The sequence below is a fragment of the Rhodococcus sp. 27YEA15 genome, from assembly GCF_049739425.1.
GTDB lineage: Bacteria > Actinomycetota > Actinomycetes > Mycobacteriales > Mycobacteriaceae > Rhodococcus_F.
The window spans coordinates 448697-467647 of sequence record NZ_JBMHHW010000001.1; the positions used below are offsets into that span (position 1 = coordinate 448697).

20 protein-coding genes are annotated in these 18951 nt (G+C 64.2%); 7 read left to right on the forward strand and 13 right to left on the reverse strand.

All coding sequences use genetic code 11. The features are described from left to right. Positions 1 to 467 precede the first annotated feature (467 nt). The 7 genes from ABH922_RS02070 to ABH922_RS02100 form a co-directional block, all read right to left on the reverse strand. A complete protein-coding gene (locus ABH922_RS02070; protein ID WP_424809526.1) occupies positions 468 to 1073 on the reverse strand; it encodes an FABP family protein in 606 nt (201 codons plus the stop codon). 354 nt (positions 1074 to 1427) lie between these two features. Further along, positions 1428 to 1730 (reverse strand): DUF1416 domain-containing protein, encoded by a 303-nt coding sequence (locus ABH922_RS02075; RefSeq protein WP_424805350.1) that lies wholly within the window; start codon positions 1728 to 1730, stop codon positions 1428 to 1430. Between the two features lie 2 nt (positions 1731 to 1732). Next, entirely contained in the window at positions 1733 to 2566 is an 834-nt protein-coding gene (locus ABH922_RS02080; RefSeq protein WP_424805351.1) for a sulfurtransferase, read from the reverse strand. Between the two features lie 66 nt (positions 2567 to 2632). Then, positions 2633 to 3103, reverse strand: a complete 471-nt coding sequence (locus ABH922_RS02085; protein ID WP_424805352.1) for a DUF4395 domain-containing protein — start codon at positions 3101 to 3103, stop codon at positions 2633 to 2635. A 122-nt stretch (positions 3104 to 3225) separates the two neighbouring features. Then, positions 3226 to 3312 carry a putative leader peptide gene (locus ABH922_RS02090; RefSeq protein ID WP_424809527.1) on the reverse strand — a complete coding sequence of 29 codons (87 nt, stop codon included), beginning with the start codon at positions 3310 to 3312 and terminating at the stop codon, positions 3226 to 3228. A 10-nt stretch (positions 3313 to 3322) separates the two neighbouring features. Beyond that, positions 3323 to 3799: a thioredoxin family protein gene (locus ABH922_RS02095; protein ID WP_424805353.1), complete on the reverse strand. Its 477-nt coding sequence runs from the start codon at positions 3797 to 3799 to the stop codon at positions 3323 to 3325. Continuing rightward, a complete protein-coding gene (locus ABH922_RS02100; RefSeq protein ID WP_424805354.1) occupies positions 3796 to 4575 on the reverse strand; it encodes an LmeA family phospholipid-binding protein in 780 nt (259 codons plus the stop codon). Before ABH922_RS02100 ends, ABH922_RS02095 begins: the two co-directional genes overlap by 4 nt. Before the next feature lie 140 nt (positions 4576 to 4715). On the opposite strand from ABH922_RS02100, the gene ABH922_RS02105 reads away from it, so the two are divergent. The 6 genes from ABH922_RS02105 (at position 4716) to pstB (ending at position 10597) form a co-directional block, all read left to right on the forward strand. Then, on the forward strand, positions 4716 to 5468 hold the full coding sequence (locus ABH922_RS02105; RefSeq protein ID WP_424805355.1) for a winged helix-turn-helix transcriptional regulator: 753 nt from the start codon (positions 4716 to 4718) through the stop codon (positions 5466 to 5468). A gap of 2 nt (positions 5469 to 5470) precedes the next feature. Continuing rightward, positions 5471 to 6367 (forward strand): mycothiol synthase, encoded by an 897-nt coding sequence (mshD, locus tag ABH922_RS02110; RefSeq protein ID WP_424805356.1) that lies wholly within the window; start codon positions 5471 to 5473, stop codon positions 6365 to 6367. Positions 6368 to 6556: 189 nt separating this feature from the next. Continuing rightward, the gene (gene pstS, locus ABH922_RS02115; RefSeq protein WP_424805357.1) at positions 6557 to 7675 is read left to right on the forward strand and encodes a phosphate ABC transporter substrate-binding protein PstS; all 1119 of its coding nucleotides are present in this window, start codon (positions 6557 to 6559) and stop codon (positions 7673 to 7675) included. A 72-nt stretch (positions 7676 to 7747) separates the two neighbouring features. Then, positions 7748 to 8845 (forward strand): phosphate ABC transporter permease subunit PstC, encoded by a 1098-nt coding sequence (gene pstC / locus ABH922_RS02120; protein ID WP_424805358.1) that lies wholly within the window; start codon positions 7748 to 7750, stop codon positions 8843 to 8845. Continuing rightward, positions 8842 to 9750: a phosphate ABC transporter permease PstA gene (pstA, locus tag ABH922_RS02125; RefSeq protein WP_424805359.1), complete on the forward strand. Its 909-nt coding sequence runs from the start codon at positions 8842 to 8844 to the stop codon at positions 9748 to 9750. Before pstC ends, pstA begins: the two co-directional genes overlap by 4 nt. 70 nt (positions 9751 to 9820) lie before the next feature. Beyond that, positions 9821 to 10597: a phosphate ABC transporter ATP-binding protein PstB gene (gene pstB / locus ABH922_RS02130; RefSeq protein ID WP_424805360.1), complete on the forward strand. Its 777-nt coding sequence runs from the start codon at positions 9821 to 9823 to the stop codon at positions 10595 to 10597. A 204-nt stretch (positions 10598 to 10801) separates the two neighbouring features. Here the strand turns inward: pstB and phoU are convergent, their stop codons facing one another. From phoU to ABH922_RS02155, 5 genes are all read right to left on the reverse strand, one after another. After that, positions 10802 to 11497: a phosphate signaling complex protein PhoU gene (phoU, locus tag ABH922_RS02135; protein ID WP_424805361.1), complete on the reverse strand. Its 696-nt coding sequence runs from the start codon at positions 11495 to 11497 to the stop codon at positions 10802 to 10804. Between the two features lie 73 nt (positions 11498 to 11570). After that, positions 11571 to 13520 (reverse strand): LCP family protein, encoded by a 1950-nt coding sequence (locus tag ABH922_RS02140; RefSeq protein WP_424805362.1) that lies wholly within the window; start codon positions 13518 to 13520, stop codon positions 11571 to 11573. Between the two features lie 161 nt (positions 13521 to 13681). Next, entirely contained in the window at positions 13682 to 14824 is a 1143-nt protein-coding gene (gene dusB / locus ABH922_RS02145) for a tRNA dihydrouridine synthase DusB (protein WP_424805363.1), read from the reverse strand. Positions 14825 to 14905: 81 nt separating this feature from the next. Beyond that, positions 14906 to 15865: an acyl-ACP desaturase gene (locus tag ABH922_RS02150; protein ID WP_424805364.1), complete on the reverse strand. Its 960-nt coding sequence runs from the start codon at positions 15863 to 15865 to the stop codon at positions 14906 to 14908. Between the two features lie 183 nt (positions 15866 to 16048). Continuing rightward, the gene (locus ABH922_RS02155) at positions 16049 to 16927 is read right to left on the reverse strand and encodes a LysR family transcriptional regulator (RefSeq protein WP_424805365.1); all 879 of its coding nucleotides are present in this window, start codon (positions 16925 to 16927) and stop codon (positions 16049 to 16051) included. Between the two features lie 97 nt (positions 16928 to 17024). On the opposite strand from ABH922_RS02155, the gene ABH922_RS02160 reads away from it, so the two are divergent. After that, complete coding sequence (locus ABH922_RS02160; protein ID WP_424805366.1) at positions 17025 to 18257, forward strand: MFS transporter; 1233 nt, start codon at positions 17025 to 17027, stop codon at positions 18255 to 18257. Positions 18258 to 18300: 43 nt separating this feature from the next. Here the strand turns inward: ABH922_RS02160 and ABH922_RS02165 are convergent, their stop codons facing one another. Further along, positions 18301 to 18888 (reverse strand): DUF937 domain-containing protein, encoded by a 588-nt coding sequence (locus tag ABH922_RS02165; RefSeq protein ID WP_424805367.1) that lies wholly within the window; start codon positions 18886 to 18888, stop codon positions 18301 to 18303. Positions 18889 to 18951 lie beyond the last annotated feature (63 nt).

Below are 18951 nucleotides of genomic sequence, written 5' to 3' on the forward strand. Positions count from 1 at the left end.
CGTGAGGTGGCTGCCAGCTAGCCGCAAGCTCTGACGGAATTCACTTACCGCGACAGCGGCCGGCGAATCCCCGGCAGTTACCCGACCCCCGAGCCCCCGATCAGTCCGACCGGGACCGCCACATACACGGCGGAACGGCTCGGGGGTCGCTCCTGTGCTGTGCGCCTTTGTCAACCCCCGGCGGTTGACAAAAGCGCGCAGCGGGTGCAGGGATCAGGTCCCGACCATCAGCCTCGTTCGAGGATGGTCCGAACCTCGGTGGCGGTTCGACACGCCGCCCCTTCCATTTCCTCCCAGCCGAAGACCAGGGTCGCATTACCGGAGAGTTCGGACGCATTACCGCGTCGACGATCCTTCAACGCAGTAGCTCTGGAACTGCGTTCCGCGACGGGTAGATCTGACGACAGAAACGTCCAGGAACGCCTGTTCAGAACGTACCTGTGGAATGCGGCGGACCCAGTGAACAGTTAGCCGATATAGCGTGACAGACGCGCCGACAGGCGCGGCTCGAGACCACCGTCGGCCATGATGCGTTCCTCGACGTAAGCGAGATCGCCGCCCTCGACGATGCCGTAGAGGCGCTTCGCGCCGCCGTACAGTGCACCGGACTGGCTGCGGATCACGACGTCCGTCGCAAGCTCCCACGACGCCTGGGTCAATGCCCGGCCGTAGTACATTTCCACGACACCGGAGCTGTGAGTGAGCAGCAGTTCCACGACTTCCTGGTTGACGCTGCCCGGGATACCGTCACCGCCCATACGCCAGTAGCCGGTTTCCCGAAGATCGGGGCTGAGGTACGAGCCCTCGGAGTCGAGTCGCCAGGAGCGTGATTCCCAAACCAGGTAAGGCCCGCCGTCGTGGGAGATGACGATCTGCTGTCCGAAGGGGTAGTCGCCGTTCTCGCCGTGTCCTTCGCCTTCGCCGCGCCAGACGCCGACCAGGGGCAGAAGAGCTAGAAGTTCGGGATTGATGTCCGGGCCCAACCTCAGATTTGCGGTGTCCTCGGGCACCGGCAGATCCGGCAGCGTCGGGATGTTCAGAGACGCCGTCGACTTGGAACGCTCGACCGCGATCGCGACAGCCTCGTCCCCGCTGCCACGGCGAACGGCGGGTGCGGCGCCGGACTCGTCAGCGTCGGACGATGGCGCGTCGGACGATGGCGCGTCGGACTCTGAATCCGGAGCTTGACTCACGACTCGTCGGTGACCAAGCGGTACACGACGTACACCGAGAACCAAGCGATCATGACGGAAGCGAGTGCGAGAAGTACCTCGAAGAAGATGACCACGCCTGCCATCTTAGACCGCGCCGATCGACCGGAAAAATCGGGAGGGAACCTACTTGTCGAGAACGACGTCGGCCCCGCACCTGCAAGCGGGTGCGGGGCCGATACGGCCGACAATCGGCCTCGTCGGTTACTTCTTCGTTCAGCCGACGGTGACGTCCACGCTGTGCACGCCCGAGCCCTCGGGCGCGACGGTGGAGGTGCCGTTGCCCGAGCTCGACAGCGCGCGGACGGTCCACTCGCCCGGAGCGGCGAAGAACCGGAAATCTCCGGTACCGGACGCCACTACCTCGGCAGTGAACTCACCGGATCCGTCGAGCAGACGAACGAATGCGCCGCCGATGGGCTGGCCGTCACCGGCGAGCACACGGCCGGTGATGACCGTTTCCTTCTCGACGTCGACGCCGGCAGGCAGTGTCTGTCCCTGGGTTGGTGCTCCACACATGATCAGGCTCCCAATTCGATCGGTGCGCCGACGAGTGAGCCGTATTCGACCCAGCTGCCGTCGTAGTTCTTGACGTTGTTCTTGCCGAGGATCTCCTGCAGCACGAACCAGGTGTGGCTCGAGCGCTCGCCGATGCGGCAGTAGGCGATCGTTTCCTTGGTGTCGTCGAAGCCCTTGTCCGCGTACAGCTTGGCAAGGTCGTCGTCGGACTTGAAGGTGCCGTCCTCGTTGGCGGTGGTGCTCCACGGGATGTTGATGGCCCCGGGGACGTGGCCCTTCTGCTGAGCCTGCTCCTGCGGAAGGTGCGCGGGCGCGAGGATCTTGCCGGAGAACTCGTCAGGGCTGCGGACGTCGACGAGGTTCTTGCTGCCGATGGCGTCGATGACCTCGTCGCGGAATGCGCGGATCGAGAAGTCGGGGGTCGCGGCCTTGTACTGGGTGGCCTCGCGGTTGACGGCATCCTTGGAGAGGGGGCGTCCGTCGAGTTCCCACTTCTTGCGTCCGCCGTCGATCAGCTTGATGTCCTGGTGGCCGTACAGCTTGAAGTACCAGTACGCGTAGGCGGCGAACCAGTTGTTGTTGCCGCCGTAGAGAACGACGGTGTCGTCGTTGGCGATGCCCTTGGCGGACAGCAGATCCGAGAACTGCTCCTGGTTCAGGAAGTCGCGGCGGACGGCGTCCTGGAGGTCCTTGCGCCAGTCGAGCTTGACTGCACCCTCGATGTGGCCGCCGTCGTATGCGCTGGTGTCCTCGTCCACCTCCACGAATACGGTCTTGGGGGCGGTGAGGTTCTGCTCAGCCCAGTCGGCGGAGACTAGGACGTCGGAGCGAGCCATGGTGTTCCTTTCGAAGTGGTGGTCTTGCTTGGTTCGTTGTTCGGAGAGACTGTGAGGTAGGGCTTTTCACGCAGTCGCGGTGGTTTCGGCATGGCGGAACCTGGCGACGAACGGGTACAGCTGGCAGCCGAGGCAGATGCCGAAAGCGGCGTTGAGTAGTGCCGCGACGAGCGCGAACCCGGTGGCTATGCCACCGACCAGCACTGAACCGGCGAAGAATCCGACGGTTCCCACCAGGGCGAAGACGAAACCGACCAACTGCGCGAAGCGAAGCGGCGCAACAGGTTCCCGCTCGCTCACCGGGGAGATTCTCGGAGCTACCAGCTGTCCGAAGATTTGCCCGTACGGGCTCGCTTTCGGTCCGCGGGCGGCGCCGATCGCGAAGACGACGGCCTGCAGCGCGAGCAGGATTCCGGCGGCGATCGGTGCAAAGGTGGACAGCACGAGAGTGATGACGAGAACTGCGGTGGTGACCCACGCCGCGAAGCGCGGCCCGCGAACGTCTACTTGTTCGAGTGGGGGTGTGCTGGTGGACATCGGTGTGCTCCTGCGCTGGATTGCATGGTGCTTGCCTGGGCCGAGAACGCGGACCGCAAGGCCCGGCGTATCGATCACGTGAGCGAAAGCTCGCAGTCAGGGTGACCTGACAGGGCTGGTGATCAGCAACAAGTACAGCAACAGCCACCGAGGCGGCACAGGTCTACTGCGCGGCGACGGGTGAGCATCAGCTCGTGGCGGGAGGACACGTCGAAGAGTTTACCCCGGATTCCCGGATTTTGGCTCGGAGGGTCCGGACAGTGGTACCAGGGCAGCCTCGAGATCGCCTGCGGACGGCACCCCTGACACGCGGAATCGCTCGGTCAGGTCGCCGTCGAGGATGAAGGTGGTCGGTAGCGAAAGCACACTCATCTCGCGGGCGAGGGCAGCTTCGTGGTCGATGTCGAGTTCGACCTCCAGCGGTGGACGCGGAGCACTCGCCATCGTGGTGACGACCTGGCCCACGACACGGCGGACAGCAGCACACGGACCGCACCAGTCGGCGGAGAAGTGCAGCACTACCGGGCCGCCGCCGACGGATTCCACACCCGCACCGCGGAGCAGGGCCAGGCGGTCGGTCGAGGTGCCGGGTGCCGTCGCGGGACGCGCTCGGACCGCACCGTTGCGTGATTTCAGGAAGAAGCCGACGGCGACTACGAGCACCAGGGCGACGACGAGGATTGTGATTCCGATCATCGGTTCTGCAGTTCCGCTAGATCGATGACGGTGTTCTGAGTGCTTCCTTCGATCACTATTCTTCCGCCTTCGGCGTAGACGAGGCTCGGCTTGACGTCGAACGGGAGCGACTTGGGGTCGATGGTGTAACTGAACATGCCCAGGACCAGAGGCTCGAGTACTGCAGGGATCGAGAAGTCGGCCTGTCCTTCGGGTCCGAAGTACAGGTTACTGGCGACGATCTTCACCTGATCGCCGTCGAGTAAGAGGTTCGCCTGAACGCTGACCGCGGTCTCGACAGGCCCGACGGCGACCGTGCCGCTGAGGACGACTGCCCCCGCCGTGCTGGCTCCGCTACCGCCGCTACCGCCGGTGCCGTCGGACTTGTCCCCGGGAGGAGCCGATACTTGCAGGTCAGGGATGTCCAGTAGCTTTCCGAGGTCAGTGGCGTTGATGCCCATTCGCCCGTCCAGCTTGTCGACGGGCAGTTGGGTGACCTTCCCGTTGACCAGATCCGACAGTGGCACCTTCACCCCGCGCAGGTCGGCTTCGACGGTGACTTCGCCGACGATGTTGCTGTGCACACCCGTCGCCCGGATGTAGACGTCCTCGTACTTTCCGTTGAGCGCCTGGGTGAGAAAGGGAAAGCCGTGGAACGTCACTTCGGGGTCGGCAGTCAGTGACGCGCCGGTGCGAAGTTCGCGCGAAACCCGGTACTCGGCGTACGCGGCGGCGCCGAAGTCGGCGACCAACCCGAGGCCGAGAAGGAAGACGATGCCGATGATCAGTTTGCGCACGCCACCATTGTGACCGACTCGCGTCCGGCTTCTGCGCGACGGCCCCGGTACCAGGCACGCTAATGTGGTGTCCGACCGAAAGCGTCGAACTACTCGAGCGTCGCCCGACCGGGTGCGCGGGCTACTAGATAGGAGGCCGTGTGGAGCTACTCCTCCTCACCTCCGACCCCGACCCGGAAGCTGTGCTGCCGGCGTTGGCTTTGCTGGCTCACACGGTTCGACCGGCGCCTACGGAGGTGTCGTCGCTTCTCGAGGCGAACTCTGCTGATGTGGCTCTCGTGGACGCGCGTACCGACCTGGCTGCAGCCCGAGGTTTGTGTCGGCTTCTCGGCAGTACCGGTTCGGCGGTCCCGGTGGTGGCGGTGCTCAACGAAGGTGGGCTCGTCGCAGTGAACGCGGACTGGGGATTGGACGACATTCTGCTTCCCGGTACGGGGCCGGCGGAGGTGGACGCTCGATTGCGGCTGCTGGTCGCGCGTAGCGGTGGTGTGGCCAGTTCGGAAGCGTCGGGCAAGATCACGCTCGGCGAACTGGTCATCGACGAGGGGACGTACACGGCACGACTGCGTGGGCGGCCCCTCGACTTGACTTACAAGGAGTTCGAGCTCCTCAAGTATCTCGCGCAGCACGCCGGCCGGGTGTTCACCCGCGCTCAGCTGTTGCAGGAGGTATGGGGCTACGACTTCTTCGGTGGAACCAGGACGGTGGACGTTCACGTCCGTCGGTTGCGGGCGAAGCTCGGCACCGAGTACGAATCCTTGATCGGTACAGTTCGCAATGTCGGGTACAAGGCAGTTCGACCGACCCGAACCAAAGGTGGCGCGGTAGTTCCCGTGCACTTCGAGGACGATGAGGACGTCGAGTACGACGTCTCGGACGGATCGGTGATGTGAGAATGAGTGCGACCGAGTCGTTGAGCCCGGAGACCGCCCGACAGGTCGTCGACCTGATCGACCGGGCGACCGGAGTCGACGGTAAAGCCCCGGTGTCCGAGCAGGGCAGGCAGGCAGTGGCAGGTCGTGGCGACGCTCGCCATTTCGTCACCGCCGACGGTGAGGCGGTGATCGGCTATGCACAGTTGCAGGCCGGCTCCGGCGAGCATCCGGACATGGCGGAACTGGTGGTCGACCCCGGTCGCAGGCGTGAAGGCGTCGGCACCGCTCTGGCCGAGTCGGTATTCGGTGCCGGTCGGCCGGGAACCCGCATCTGGGCGCACGGAAACATCGCTGCCGCCGAAGGTTTCGCCAAGTCGCTGAACCTGGTCCCGGCGCGGGAGCTGCTTCAACTCCGCCGTCCGCTCGCGGCGCCGCCGCTGCCGGAGATCGTCGTTCCCGATTCGATCACGTTGCGCACCTACGCCGATTCGACGGACGATGCAGAGGTTCTACGCGTCAACAACGCCGCGTTCTCGTGGCATCCGGAGCAGGGTGGCTGGACCGGTGCCGACATCGACGAACGCACCGGCGAAGGCTGGTTCGACCCGGCCGGATTGTTCCTCGCCTTCGATGCCGCCGATCCGGACACGTTGCTGGGATTCCACTGGACCAAGGTGCACCCGCCGGAAGGCGACGACCCCGAACTCGGGGAGGTCTACGTCGTCGGCATCGACCCGGCCGCTCAGGGAAAGGGGCTCGGGCGAATCCTGACTCTGGCCGGACTGCACTATCTGCGGGACCGCGGTCTCGCCACGGTGCTGCTCTACGTCGAGGGTGACAACACCGCGGCCTTGCATACCTACGACAGGCTCGGTTTCGACCGATTCCACGTCGACATGGCATACGCCCGCGCCTGAAGGCTTTACCAACACATAAATCTCCGGTCTGTTCACCTTCCGTTCACCACGTGTGGTCCAAACGGACACCGCGCCCCCTTACTTTTCCTTGTGGGCAGCGCCGCGTTGCCTGATACGGGTGTGCTTCACCCGCATCTCATGTCGCCTCCCGATCAGGGCGTGGCGGTAGCGACTTCCGGAGGATTTTCGGTGAATCTCAAGCGCAGTGGTGCCCTGCTCGGCGTAGTGGCCGTAGGTGCGATGACCTTGGCCGCATGTGGCAGTGACAACAATGCGTCGTCGAGTGGCGTGGACACCTCGGCATCGACGGCCAGCTGCGACGGCAAGAGCAATCTTTCCGCGGCTGGATCCTCGGCCCAGAAGAACGCCATGGACCAGTTCGTCGCGACGTACATCGCGGTGTGTCAGTCCAAGGGCAAGACGGTCAACGTCGCGTACAACCCCAGCGGTTCCGGTGACGGGCGCACCCAGTTCATCGCCGGCCAGATCGACTTCGCCGGTTCCGACTCCGCTATCAAGGACGAGCAGGCGGACAAGGCCAAGGAGCGTTGCGTCGGCGGCGAAGCCTGGAACCTTCCCCTCGTCTTCGGCCCCATCGCGGTCGCCTACAACCTCAGTGGCGTCGACAAGCTGGTCCTGAACGCCGAGGTTCTCGCGAAGATCTTCAACGGCGGCATCACCAACTGGAACGACCCGGCCATCGCCGCACTGAACTCCGACGCCAAGCTGCCGGACGAGAAGATCACCCCCGTCATCCGCTCCGATTCGTCGGGCACCACGGACAACTTCCAGAAGTACCTGGCCGCAGCATCCAACGGTGCCTGGACCTCCGGCGCCGGCTCAGACTTCACCGGTGGCGTCGGTGAGGGCGCCAAGGGTTCAGCCGGAGTAGCACAGGCCGTGTCCACCGCGCCGGGTTCGATCACGTACGTCGAGAAGTCCTTCTCCGATCAGAACAAGCTGTCGATCGCCGAGGTCAACACCGGATCCGAAGCTGTCGCGCTGACCGATGATTCTGCCGCCAAGTCGATTTCGCAGGCCAAGTTCAAGTCCGATGCCGCAGGCGATTTGACCCTCGACCTGGACTCGATCTTCAAGACCAGTGATGCCGGCTCGTACCCGCTGGTGCTCGCCACCTACTCGATCGTCTGCTCCAAGGGCTACGACGCGGACACCTCCGCAGCGGTGAAGTCGTTCCTGACCAGCGCGGCAAACGAGGGCCAGGCCGATCTCGCCGAGCAGGGCTACGTCCCGCTGCCCGCGAACGTCAAAGACCGCCTGAACGCGTCGATCTCGGCCATCGGCTGAGCTGACTGACCCGCGGACTCGTGCGGACACGCCCATGAATCTACATTCAGACGTGAAGGAATTCGAGCGCTCATGAGCGATGCGCCCATCACCTCGACAACTCGTTCTCCCGGCTCTGCATCCAGCGGAGCCGGGGTGGGCGGTCCGAACGGCACCACCACGGAGGACACGATTACTTCCACCAAGGCCACCGCCACCGACCAGTCGCCGAAGGGCGACGGTCCGCTGACCGGCGAATCGAAGACGGTGACCCGACCGGGCGACCGCATCTTCAGCTCCCTGGCTTCGGGTTCGGCCATCTTCATCACCGTCGTCATCGCCGCCATCGGCGCGTTCCTGATCTGGCGGGCCGTCCCGGCACTGAGCCGGAACCAGGCGAACTTCCTGACCAGTCGGGAATGGGTCACCCAGAAAATCAACGAGATGGCATTCGGCGTCCTGGATCTTTTTCAGGTCACGGTCCTCGTCTCACTCTTCGCGTTGGTGCTGGCGATGCCCATCGCCCTGGGTATCGCGATCTTCCTGACGTCGTACTCCCCGAAGTGGCTGACCAAGCCGCTCTCGTACACGATCGATCTGCTCGCGGCGGTGCCGTCCATCGTCTACGGACTGTGGGGCCTGCTCGTCTTCGCGCCTGCCATCACGCCGATTGCCGTGTGGCTCAACAAAACCCTCGGCTGGTTTCCGCTCTTTGCGGACGGCAGCGGTTCCATCACCGGTGGCGGCACCATCTTCACCGCAGGCATCGTGCTCGCCGTGATGATCCTGCCGGTCATCACGGCCGTCACCCGCGAGGTGTTCATCCAGACCCCGCGCGCCCAGATCGAAGCCGCGCTCGCTCTCGGCGCCACCCGCTGGGAAGTTGTTCGTACGACGGTCATTCCGTTCGGCAAGTCCGGATACATCAGCGGTTCGATGCTCGGTCTCGGACGCGCGCTCGGTGAGACGATGGCCCTGTACCTGATCCTGCGCACCACCTCGCAGGCCTTCGGCTGGTCGCTGTTCGACGGCGGCTCCACCATCGCCTCCAAGATCGCCCTCGGATACGCGGAGTTCAACAACGACATCCAGGCGGGTGCGTACATCGCGGCCGGTCTGGTGCTCTTCGTGCTGACCTTCGTCGTCAACGCAGCGGCTCGCGCCGTGATCGCCGGAAAGAAGGACTCATGACCACCACACTGGACAAGCCGGTCAAGGGACCCACCTTCCAGGGTGTCGGTACCCGTCGCCGGATCACCGACGTCGCGGCGACAGTGCTGGTCAGCTTGGCCGTGCTCGTCGCACTCGTCCCGCTGGTCTGGGTGCTGTACACGGTCATCGCCAAGGGGCTGCCCGCCGTCACCTCCGCCACGTGGTTCACGAACTCGCTGAGCGGTCTGACCGCATCCGCGTCCGGGGGCGGCGTCTATCACGCCCTGATCGGCACCTTGATGCAAGGCATCGTGTGCGCGATCTTCTCCATCCCGCTCGGCATCTTCGTCGCCATCTACCTGGTGGAATACGCCGACCGTAAGTCGAAACTCGGCAAGCTCACCACCTTCATGGTCGACATCCTCAGCGGTGTTCCGTCCATCGTGGCAGCGCTGTTCATCTACGCCCTGTGGATCGCGACCTTCGGCTTCCCGAAGTCCGCCTTCGCGGTCTCGCTCGCCTTGGTGCTCCTGATGGTGCCGGTCGTCATCCGCTCCACCGAGGAAATGCTGCGCATCGTGCCGATGGATCTGCGCGAGGCATCGTGGGCACTCGGTGTTCCCAAATGGAAGACCATCGCGAAAATCGTTCTGCCGACCGCACTGCCGGGCATCATCACCGGCGTCATGCTGGCACTGGCCCGCGTGCTCGGTGAGACCGCACCGTTGCTCATCCTCGTCGGCTACGCACCGTTCATCAACTTCGACCTCTTCAACGGCGAGATGGGCACCCTGCCGTCCGTCATGGTCGCCGAGATGAACAATCCCACCGACGCCGGCACCAACCGCATCTGGGGCGCAGCCCTGACGCTGATCCTGCTGATCGCGATCCTCAACATCGCGGCCAAGGCGATCGGCCACTTCGCTCAGGTGCGCAGCAAGTGACACGCACACAATTCACGTTCACAGTTGAACTACAGACTCATTCAGCGAACCACTCAGTAGGGAGCCGGTAATGGCCAAGCGTCTGGATCTCAAGGACGTCAACATCTACTACGGCAAATTCCACGCCGTCGCAGATGTGGGCCTGTCCGTCCCGCCCCGGAGCGTCACCGCGTTCATCGGCCCGTCCGGTTGCGGCAAGTCCACAGTTCTTCGTTCCCTCAACCGCATGCACGAGGTCATCCCCGGTGCCCGCGTGGAAGGTTCGGTGCTGCTCGACGGCGAGGACATCTACGGTTCGAGTGTCGACCCGGTCGGTGTTCGCAAGACCATCGGAATGGTGTTCCAGCGCCCCAACCCGTTCCCGACCATGTCCATCAAGGACAACGTCGTCGCCGGACTCAAGCTGCAGGGCGAGCGCAACAAGAAGCGCCTCGACGAGGTGGCCGAGCGATCGCTGCGCGGCGCGAACCTGTGGAACGAGGTCAAAGATCGGCTCGACAAGCCGGGCGGCGGGCTCTCCGGTGGACAGCAGCAGCGTCTGTGCATCGCGCGGGCCATCGCGGTCTCGCCGGACGTCCTCCTGATGGACGAACCGTGCTCGGCCCTCGACCCCATCTCCACCTTGGCGATCGAGGATCTGATCACCGAACTGAAGAAGGACTTCACCATCGTCATCGTCACGCACAACATGCAGCAGGCTGCCCGCGTGAGCGATCAGACGGCGTTCTTCAATCTCGAGGCCACCGGCAAGCCGGGTCAGCTCGTCGAGATCGACGACACGGAGAAGATCTTCTCCAACCCGACGCAGAAGGCAACCGAGGACTACATCTCGGGTCGCTTCGGCTGAACCCCGCTCGACAGACACTGCGCCCCGCCTCCGATTCCCGGCCGCGGGGCGCAGTCGTCTGCCGGCCAGACGGGATCCGGTCCGGTGGTCCGCCACCGGGTGCCACGGCGTCCACCCGGCCGCGTCACCGCCGGCCGCTCGCGTGAGATGGAAAAAGGCGACCGCGCTGCCTGCGCGGTCGCCTTCGGTGTCGAGTGGGACGAATCAGTTCTCCGGGTACGCGGTGAGTCGGTCCGCCTTCTCGATGGACTCCGGTTCTTCGGGCAGCTTCCCGGTCACCAGGAAGATGACACGGCGTCCGACCTCGACCGCGTGATCGGCGAACCGCTCGTAGAAGCGTCCGAGCAGGGTGACGTCGACAGCCGCAGCGACACCGTACTTCCACTCACGGTCCATCAGGACGGTGAACAGATGTCGGTGCAGATCGTCCATGGCCTCGTCCTCTTCCCGCAGACGAGCGGCACGCTCGGGGTCGCGGGTTTCGAGAACGAGCTTTGCCGCAGCCCCGATGGACACGGCGATACGTCCCATTTCCGCGAAGTATCCGTTCACGATTTCCGGAAGGACGTGGTTCGGGTGGCGGCGGCGAGCGATCTTGGCGACGTGCAGGGCGAGCGCGCCCATTCGATCGATGTCCGCCACGATCTGAATGCCACTGACGACCGATCGCAAATCGCCGGCAACTGGGGCCTGTAGGGCGAGCAACGCGAAGGCGCGTTCCTCGCAGATAGTGCTGAGTTCGGTGATCTTGTCGTGATCGCCGATAACCTGCTCAGCCAAGGACAGGTCAGCTTGGAGAAGGGACTGGGTGGCACGCTCCATGGCCACACCCGCCAGTCCCGCCATCTCGCCGAGCGAGTCTGCAAGCTCGGTCATCTGTTCGTTGTAAGCGACGCGCATGAGGCCAAAGACTACGGGTCGAGTACGACCACCTCACAAGCGACAGGTGAACGAGAGGTGAATGAACCCGTTCTCACGCGCAGGTGGTGTCGCCTGCATTCACGCTCGCCAAATCTGCCGGCAGAACCGTCGCAGCGCTCGTATCGACCGAGGTCGGGCTCGCGGTCAGCAACACTCCGGCACCGGCCGGCTGAACCACGTCGCCGGTGAAATCACTTCCGACGACTACCTCGATCATCTCGCCCATACTCGGTGCCAGAACGAGAGTCGACCCGGGGATCGCGGATGCAACGGTCGCGGCCTCGGACTCGTAGCCTGCCGCATAGCGAACGACGGTGCCGACGGACGGTCTGTTGGCGACTCCGGTGATCGCGCTGAAATTTCCCACCGTCGAGATGTGAAATCCGTAGTTGGCCAGATTGTCCGCTGCAGTTCGTGCGAGGCCGGAGATACCCGAAGCATTCGAGACGTCGACCGAGATGTTGTACGCACTCATCGCCGACACGGAGGTGGAAGGCGGCGCAGGTGATGCCTGTTCGGAGGTGTCCTCGCGGGTGTCCTCGGAGGTGTCCCGATCTTCGCCGGGTAGAGGGTCGTCGTCGATGATCGCCTGGAACAAGGCTTTGATCTCACTCGTGCGAGGTATCTCGTTTCCCCAGTCGTTGGTTCCGTCCGTCGGCACGGTCAAGAACGTGACCGCGCCGGCGTCGACATTCTGCAAGGAGCGGCCCAGGACGACGAGGGATTTGGTGTCGATGTTCTCGACGAAGGTGTCACTGGTGAACGCGTTGATGAATCCGTTCAGTTTGCCGGGATTGAGGAGGACGTTGTTCGACAATGCCGACCGGAGCAGAGCCGAGAGGAACTTCTGCTGTCGGGTGATCCGCCCGTAGTCGCCGTTGCCCTCGGTGTCCACGTGCCGCGCGCGGACGTAGTTCAGGGCGGTCCGACCGTCGAGGGTTTGATTGCCCCCGCTGGCCAGCACGGTGCCGAGTATTCCGTCCTCGATGGGACTGGGAGAGCAGATATCCACGCCGCCGACCGTGTCCACCATGCGTTCGAATCCGGCGAAATCCATTCCGACGAAGTGACCGATCTTCAATCCGGACAACTTCTGAATCACCTTGACCAGGCATTTCGGTCCACCCAGGGCGTACGTTGCATTCAGTTTGTCGCCGCTCGCCGACGGATACGTGTCGGTCGTGTACTTGCCGGCGTCGTTGTCCCAGCCCTGGCAGGTCGGGCGCTCGACGTCGAGGTCACGTGGAAAGGACACGGCGACGACGCGGCTACGGTCTGCGGGAATGTTGACCAGCATGACGGTGTCGGCGCGGGCGCCTTCGGCGTCCTCGACGGTTCCGGCACCGACTTCGCCGCTCGCTCCGGCGCGAGTGTCGGTGCCGACGATGAGATACGTTTCGTCTCCGAGTTGTCCGAGCGCGTCGACGATGTCGTCGGAGTCCGTGTCCAGCGCGGCGATCTGATCGAATTTTCCTTCGGTGGTGCGAAGGTAACCCCAGACGACCCCGGTCAACGTCAGCGCCATGACCGCGGCGAATGCCACTGCTGTTCTGGCGGCCAGTTTCATTCGTTTCCGACGGCGGATCTTGCTCTGGGCAAGGCGGGTGCCACCGGCGTCGGCGACGGTGTGCGGAGCAGCGGTGTCCGGCTGGTTCGAAGCTGTCCATTCGGCGGCAGTCGGTGCTGCGGGCGCACGACGTCGAAGTTCGGCAGAGCTGACGTTCTCGCGAGAGGGTGGTCGGTCGGCTACGCGTTTGACCAGTTCGGCGACGGAGACGGCCTCGTCGGTGGGGTCGGCGTCGTGGGGCTCGGACGCTCGAGATTGCGGAGTCAGGGGCAACGGCGGCATCGGGGGTGGTGGCGGCGGCGGCGTCCGAGGAGCTTTCGGAGACCCCTGAGCGCGCAACGATCGGGCTCGGCGATAGCGCTGATCAGCTAACGGGCGCTCCCACGGCGCTCGGCTCTCGGGCTGCGACGGGCCCGAGTCGTGATCGTCACCCACCGATGCAACCTGTCCCGTCGTCGACTGTTCGTTATTCGTTCACGTGCGCGCTCGGTGCCGGCGGAGACGCCGACGAAGCTGCGGCCGTGTTGTGAAGCTGCGGCTATGTTACTGGGCAATCCCGAGATGTTCACCCGACAAGGCCCGTGGGCGGCGTGTGTTCAGCCGCCGGAGTGCATCATGTCCGCACCGACCGGAACGAGATCGTCCTCCGGGTCGTCGAGCCAGCCGTCGGGTAGTGCCACCTGGCCTGGTGAACCTTGACGGCCACGAGGGCCTTCCGCGTCTTTGGGGAACGGCACGTCATGGTCGAGTTGGCCGAGGAGATCGTCCAGCTCGCCGAGTGTGCTCACCAACGCCATCGCCACTCGCAGGTCCGAGCCCACGGGGAATCCGCGCAGATACCAGGAGACGTGCTTGCGCAGTTCACGCAAACCCTTCATCTCGCCGTGATGGTCGGCCAGCAGCCGGGCGTGCCTGGCCACGATCGTGGTGACCTCACCGAGCGTCGGAGGGGTGGGAATGGGATTGCCGTTGAGTGCGGCGCTGAGTTCGGCGAACAACCAGGGGCGGCCGAGGCAGCCGCGTCCGACGACGACGCCGTCACACCCGGTCTGGTCCATCATGCGAGCGGCGTCGGCGGCGTCGAAGATGTCACCGTTACCGAGTACCGGGACATCGGTGACGTGTTCCTTGAGCCGGGCGATCTCGTTCCAGTCCGCCGTACCGGAGTAGCGCTGCGATGCCGTGCGGGCGTGCAGCGCGACGGCGGCCGCGCCTTCGGCTGCGGCAATACGTCCCGCGTCCAGGTGGGTGTGATGTTCGGGATCGATACCGATGCGCATCTTGACGGTCACCGGAATGTCGGTGCCTTCGGTGGCGCGTACCGCGGCAGCGACGATCTGGCCGAACAGTCGACGCTTGTAGGGGAGGGCGGAGCCGCCGCCTTTGCGGGTGACCTTGGGGACGGGGCAACCGAAGTTCATGTCGATGTGGTCGGCCATGTTCTCGTCGACGATCATCTTGGCCGCGGCGTAGGTCGTGTCCGGATCCACGGTGTAGAGCTGCAGGGATCGCGGTGTCTCGGTGGGCCCGAAGGTGGTCATGTGCAAAGTGGCGGGTTGGCGTTCGACCAGTGCGCGGGCGGTGACCATCTCGCAGACGTACAGGCCTGACGTACTGCCGGCTCGTTGGAGTTCGAGTTCACGGCACAGCGTGCGGAATGCCACGTTGGTGACGCCCGCCATGGGGGCGAGCACGACGGGGCTGTGCAGCTCGAGTGAACCTATACGCAGGGATGACATGACTACCTCTGGACAAATGTTTGTGACAACGGGGTGTGCCCGGCACCGAATCCGGTACCGGGCACACAATAGCGGGTAATTCTAAGAGGCCTGCTGTTCGCGCTTGGCGGCTTCGCGGGCGAGCATGCGGTCGCGCTGCTCCTCGAACTTGGTCGCCTGGGCGGCGAGGGTTTCCAGGAAAGCGGCAAGTTCCTCGCGCTTGTTTTCACCCAGAGCGCTGAAATCGTTGCGTTCGAAGATCTTCCATTTACGCAGGACGGGCCAGACGACCTCGTCGAGGTGCTGTCGGAGATCGTAGATTCCGTGCTTGGCCATCAAGGCGCCGTTGCGGCGGAAGTTCGGCATGCCCGCGCCGGGCATCTGGAAGTTCTGCACGATGTTGGAGACGGCGGTCAGCGCCTGGTCGGGGGCCAGATCGAGAGCCGCATCACAGATGTTTCGGTAGAAGATCATGTGCAGGTTCTCGTCGGCAGCGATTCGCTGGAGCATCTTGTCCGCCACGGGTTCGGCACACGCTTTGCCGGTGTTGCGATGACTGACCCGCGTGGCGAGTTCCTGGAACGTCACGTACGCGACGGAGTGGAGTAGACCGACATCGCCGTCGGCGACGGGCGCGCTGTAGCCGTTGGTCATGTGTTCCATGCGGAAGCGCTCGAGTTCGACGGGATCCACGGCACGGGTGACCACCAGATAGTCACGCATGACGATGCCGTGCCGGTTTTCCTCGGCGGTCCATCTGCCGACCCAGGTGCCCCAGGCGCCGTCTTGGGAGAAGTTCTCGGCGATCTCGCGGTGATACGAGGGCAGATTGTCCTCGGTCAGCAGATTGGTGATCATCGCGGCGCGGGCCACCTCGCCGAGCTGAGACTGCCCGATCTCCCAGTCCTCGCCCCCCATTGCGGCGAAGTTGCGTCCTTCGTCCCACGGAACGTAGTCGTGTGGGTGCCACTCCTTTGCCATGGAGAGGTGTCTGTTGACGTTGTCCTCGGCAACGGGCTGCAATTCTCGAAGCAGCTCCAGCTGCGTCAGAATCCTCGTCATTGCTTGCCTCCAGATTGAGTGACTGCCCGCCTCGGACCTACCCTACGGTACCGTAGGTTTGAGTTGTCGGTCATGATTTCCCCCCCGGGTCGTGACAGTTACCGGATCATAGCCGGCTAATTGGAGCGTACGTCGACGCTCGACTGTCGAGGATACGTGCGCAGGCGTCGCGGTGCCTGTCGTTCACGTCCATTCGGTCGTGGATGCGAACGCCCGGAACTGCTCGGCCGGGACCGACAGGGTCCGGTTCGTGGGCCAGACCAGGCCGATGGCGCGCGTTGCGCCGGTGATGGGAACGTGCACGACTCCGTCCGGCCAGAGCGGGGGAACTTGCACCGGCATGACGGCGACGCCGAGTCCGGCGGACACCAGCCCGCCGATCGTGGCCAGTTCGCTGCTCTCGAACACGAGCCGAGGGGTAAATCCTGCTGTTGCGCAGAGTTCGTCGAGAATTCGTCGCATCCCGAAATTCTCGTGCATTCCGATGAACGATTCGTCGGCCGCGTCGATCAGGTCGATGGTCGCAGCCGTGGCGAACCTGTGGTCTGACGGGACGGCGAGGGCGAGGGTCTGTACGGCTATCGGCGCCCACGACAGGTGAGCGCTTCGGGGTTCGGGGGAGACGACGGCAAGATCGGATCGACCACAGGCAACCCGCTCCCCGAGTAGTGCTGCGGCGTCCTGGTGGAGTTCGAAATGCACGCCCGGATGGTCGGCGCGATAGTTGCGGAGCATCCGTGGGATCAGCCACGTTCCGAAGGAATGGAGGAAATCCAGACGAACGGTGCCGCCGTTCGGGCCGGCGAGGGCCTCGATGTAGTTCTGCGCGGCGGTGAGGGAGCGGAGGGCAGGTTTGGCGTGGTCGTAGAGGATTCGGCCGTAGGCGTTGAGCGTGAGTCGACGTCCGTGGCGATCGAAGAGAGGTACTCCGATCTGCTTCTCCAGCCGGGCGAGTTTCCGGGAGAGCGTGGGTTGTGAGATTCGGGTCATGTCCGACGTCGCAGTGACGTGCTGGGTTTCGGCGAGCATCACGAACCACTCGAGATCGTCGGTCAACATCATCGTTCCACGCTATATGCCTCTGACGCATATGAACGGGAACGTTCATGCATTTTTCATTGCAGCACCAGTGCGAGAAGATCCAGTCCGGAGGTGCCGGATGAGTACTGGATCGACAATCGACGCGAACGTGGTGGCCCCGCATCGGCGCGGATCACCCGGATATCGGACGGTGACTCTCTCGCTGTTCGCTGCCGGGTTGACCACGTTCATCTCGATGTACTCCGCGCAGGCCCTGCTACCTGCCTTGGCTGACGGATTCGACGTCTCGCCGACGGTGTCCGCGCTGTCGGTGTCCGTGACCACCGGAATGCTGGCATTGGCGATCGTCCCGGCAAGCTCGCTGTCCGAGCGGTTCGGGCGGACGCGCGTGATGATCGCGTCCGCGCTCGCGTCGGCGCTGATCGGACTCTTACTCCCACTCAGTCCCACCGTCGAAGTGCTGCTGGTCGGACGCACTCTGCAGGGAGTTGCGCTCGCCGGAATCCCAGCAGTGGCAATGGCATATCTGGCGGAGGAGATCCATCCACACGATCTCGGGGCGGCGATGGGGCGTTACGTCGCCGGTACCACGATCGGTGGCCTCGTCGGCAGATTGATACCGTCGGCGGTGCTCGACGTCAGCTCGTGGCGGTGGGCGATGAGCGCCGCAGCCGCACTCGCGCTGGTATTTGCGCTCGTCATGGTTCGGACGTTGCCGCGGTCACGATTTTTCCACCCGCAGGCCGTTTCGCCGTCGAAGATTTTCACCAATCTTCGTGAACACCTGTCTGATTCGTCGCTACGCATTCTCTTCGCGCTCGGTTTCATCCTGATGGGTGGTTTTGTCTCCGTCTACAACTTCATCGGATTCCGTTTGAGCGCAGCACCGTTCGGATTGTCGGAAGCGGTGGTCGGGATGGTGTTCGTGATATATCTCGCCGGCACCTATACCTCGGCCGCAGCGGGCGCGGCGTCGGATCGGCTGGGGCGCGGACGGGTTCTCCTGGGCGCGGTGGTGGTGGCCGGCGTCGGGCTGGTGCTGACGATCCCGGATGTTCTGGCGCTGACGCTGATGGGAATGTTGCTCTTCACCGGCGGCTTCTTCGGTGCGCACGCCGTGGCGAGCGGTTGGGTAGGCAGGCGCGCGAAGCATCACCGGGCGGAGGCGTCCGCACTGTATCTCTTTTCCTACTATGCGGGTTCGTCGGTGGCGGGCGCACTCGCCGGTCTGGCCTACAGCGGATTCGGCTGGATCGGGGTGAGCACGTTTGTCGGCTCGCTCCTGGCGGTGGCTCTGGTTCTGACTGTGATGATGTTCCGATCCGAACGACGGACGACGAGCGGCAGGTGACGGTGAACGATCGGGTTCACCGTCACCTGTTCACTTCGGGGTATTACTTCTTTCCGCCGCCGAGCAATCCGCCGAGGAGGTCTCCGATGCCACCGCCGGAACCGCCGAGCAGTCCGCCCAGTGCACCGCCGATTCCGCCGCCACCGGAGTTGCCGCCGCCGAGGAGTCCGCCGAGCAAGTCTCCGATGCCGCCACCGGAGCCACCCGATGCCTGCGCCCCGGCCGGGGCTCCGCCGCCGGTGAACTGCTTGGCCAAGTAGGCCAGCACGATGGGTGCCAGGATCGGAAGAAGCTGCTTCACCAGGTCGTTACCGCCGCCGACGCTACCTAGAGTGCTGGCGACCTGATCGCTGTTGCTGCCGAAGATGTTCGAGACGATCTTCTGCCCGTCCTGGGTGTCGACTTTGGAGATGTCCACACCGTCGTCGAGGATCGTGGCGTTGGCGTGGGAGGCGAGGGCGCTCGTCAGCGACGCGGCCCCCGACGGGTCCTGGGCGTTGGCGCCGAGGCCGCCGACAAGTGTAGGGAGAGCTGACCTGACCGCCGATTCGGCGGTTGCCTGATCCACGCCGAGTCGCTGCGCGATCTGGTCGATCGGGATGTGAGTGAGGAGGTCGTCGAGCGATGCCATCGGTGCCCTTACTTCTTTCGGGGTACTGCCGTCAGTACCCGACTGGTCCAGAGAGTAGTGAAG

Coding starts and splice junctions, on each gene's coding strand:
- ABH922_RS02075 (WP_424805350.1), bottom strand. CDS start 1,730: ATGTGTGGAGCACCAACCCAGGGACAGACACTGCCTGCCGGCGTCGAC.
- ABH922_RS02080 (WP_424805351.1), bottom strand. CDS start 2,566: ATGGCTCGCTCCGACGTCCTAGTCTCCGCCGACTGGGCTGAGCAGAAC.
- ABH922_RS02085 (WP_424805352.1), bottom strand. CDS start 3,103: ATGTCCACCAGCACACCCCCACTCGAACAAGTAGACGTTCGCGGGCCG.
- ABH922_RS02095 (WP_424805353.1), bottom strand. CDS start 3,799: ATGATCGGAATCACAATCCTCGTCGTCGCCCTGGTGCTCGTAGTCGCC.
- mshD (WP_424805356.1), top strand. CDS start 5,471: ATGAGTGCGACCGAGTCGTTGAGCCCGGAGACCGCCCGACAGGTCGTC.
- pstC (WP_424805358.1), top strand. CDS start 7,748: ATGAGCGATGCGCCCATCACCTCGACAACTCGTTCTCCCGGCTCTGCA.
- pstA (WP_424805359.1), top strand. CDS start 8,842: ATGACCACCACACTGGACAAGCCGGTCAAGGGACCCACCTTCCAGGGT.
- pstB (WP_424805360.1), top strand. CDS start 9,821: ATGGCCAAGCGTCTGGATCTCAAGGACGTCAACATCTACTACGGCAAA.
- phoU (WP_424805361.1), bottom strand. CDS start 11,497: ATGCGCGTCGCTTACAACGAACAGATGACCGAGCTTGCAGACTCGCTC.
- dusB (WP_424805363.1), bottom strand. CDS start 14,824: ATGTCATCCCTGCGTATAGGTTCACTCGAGCTGCACAGCCCCGTCGTG.
- ABH922_RS02150 (WP_424805364.1), bottom strand. CDS start 15,865: ATGACGAGGATTCTGACGCAGCTGGAGCTGCTTCGAGAATTGCAGCCC.
- ABH922_RS02155 (WP_424805365.1), bottom strand. CDS start 16,927: ATGATGTTGACCGACGATCTCGAGTGGTTCGTGATGCTCGCCGAAACC.
- ABH922_RS02160 (WP_424805366.1), top strand. CDS start 17,025: ATGAGTACTGGATCGACAATCGACGCGAACGTGGTGGCCCCGCATCGG.
- ABH922_RS02165 (WP_424805367.1), bottom strand. CDS start 18,888: ATGGCATCGCTCGACGACCTCCTCACTCACATCCCGATCGACCAGATC.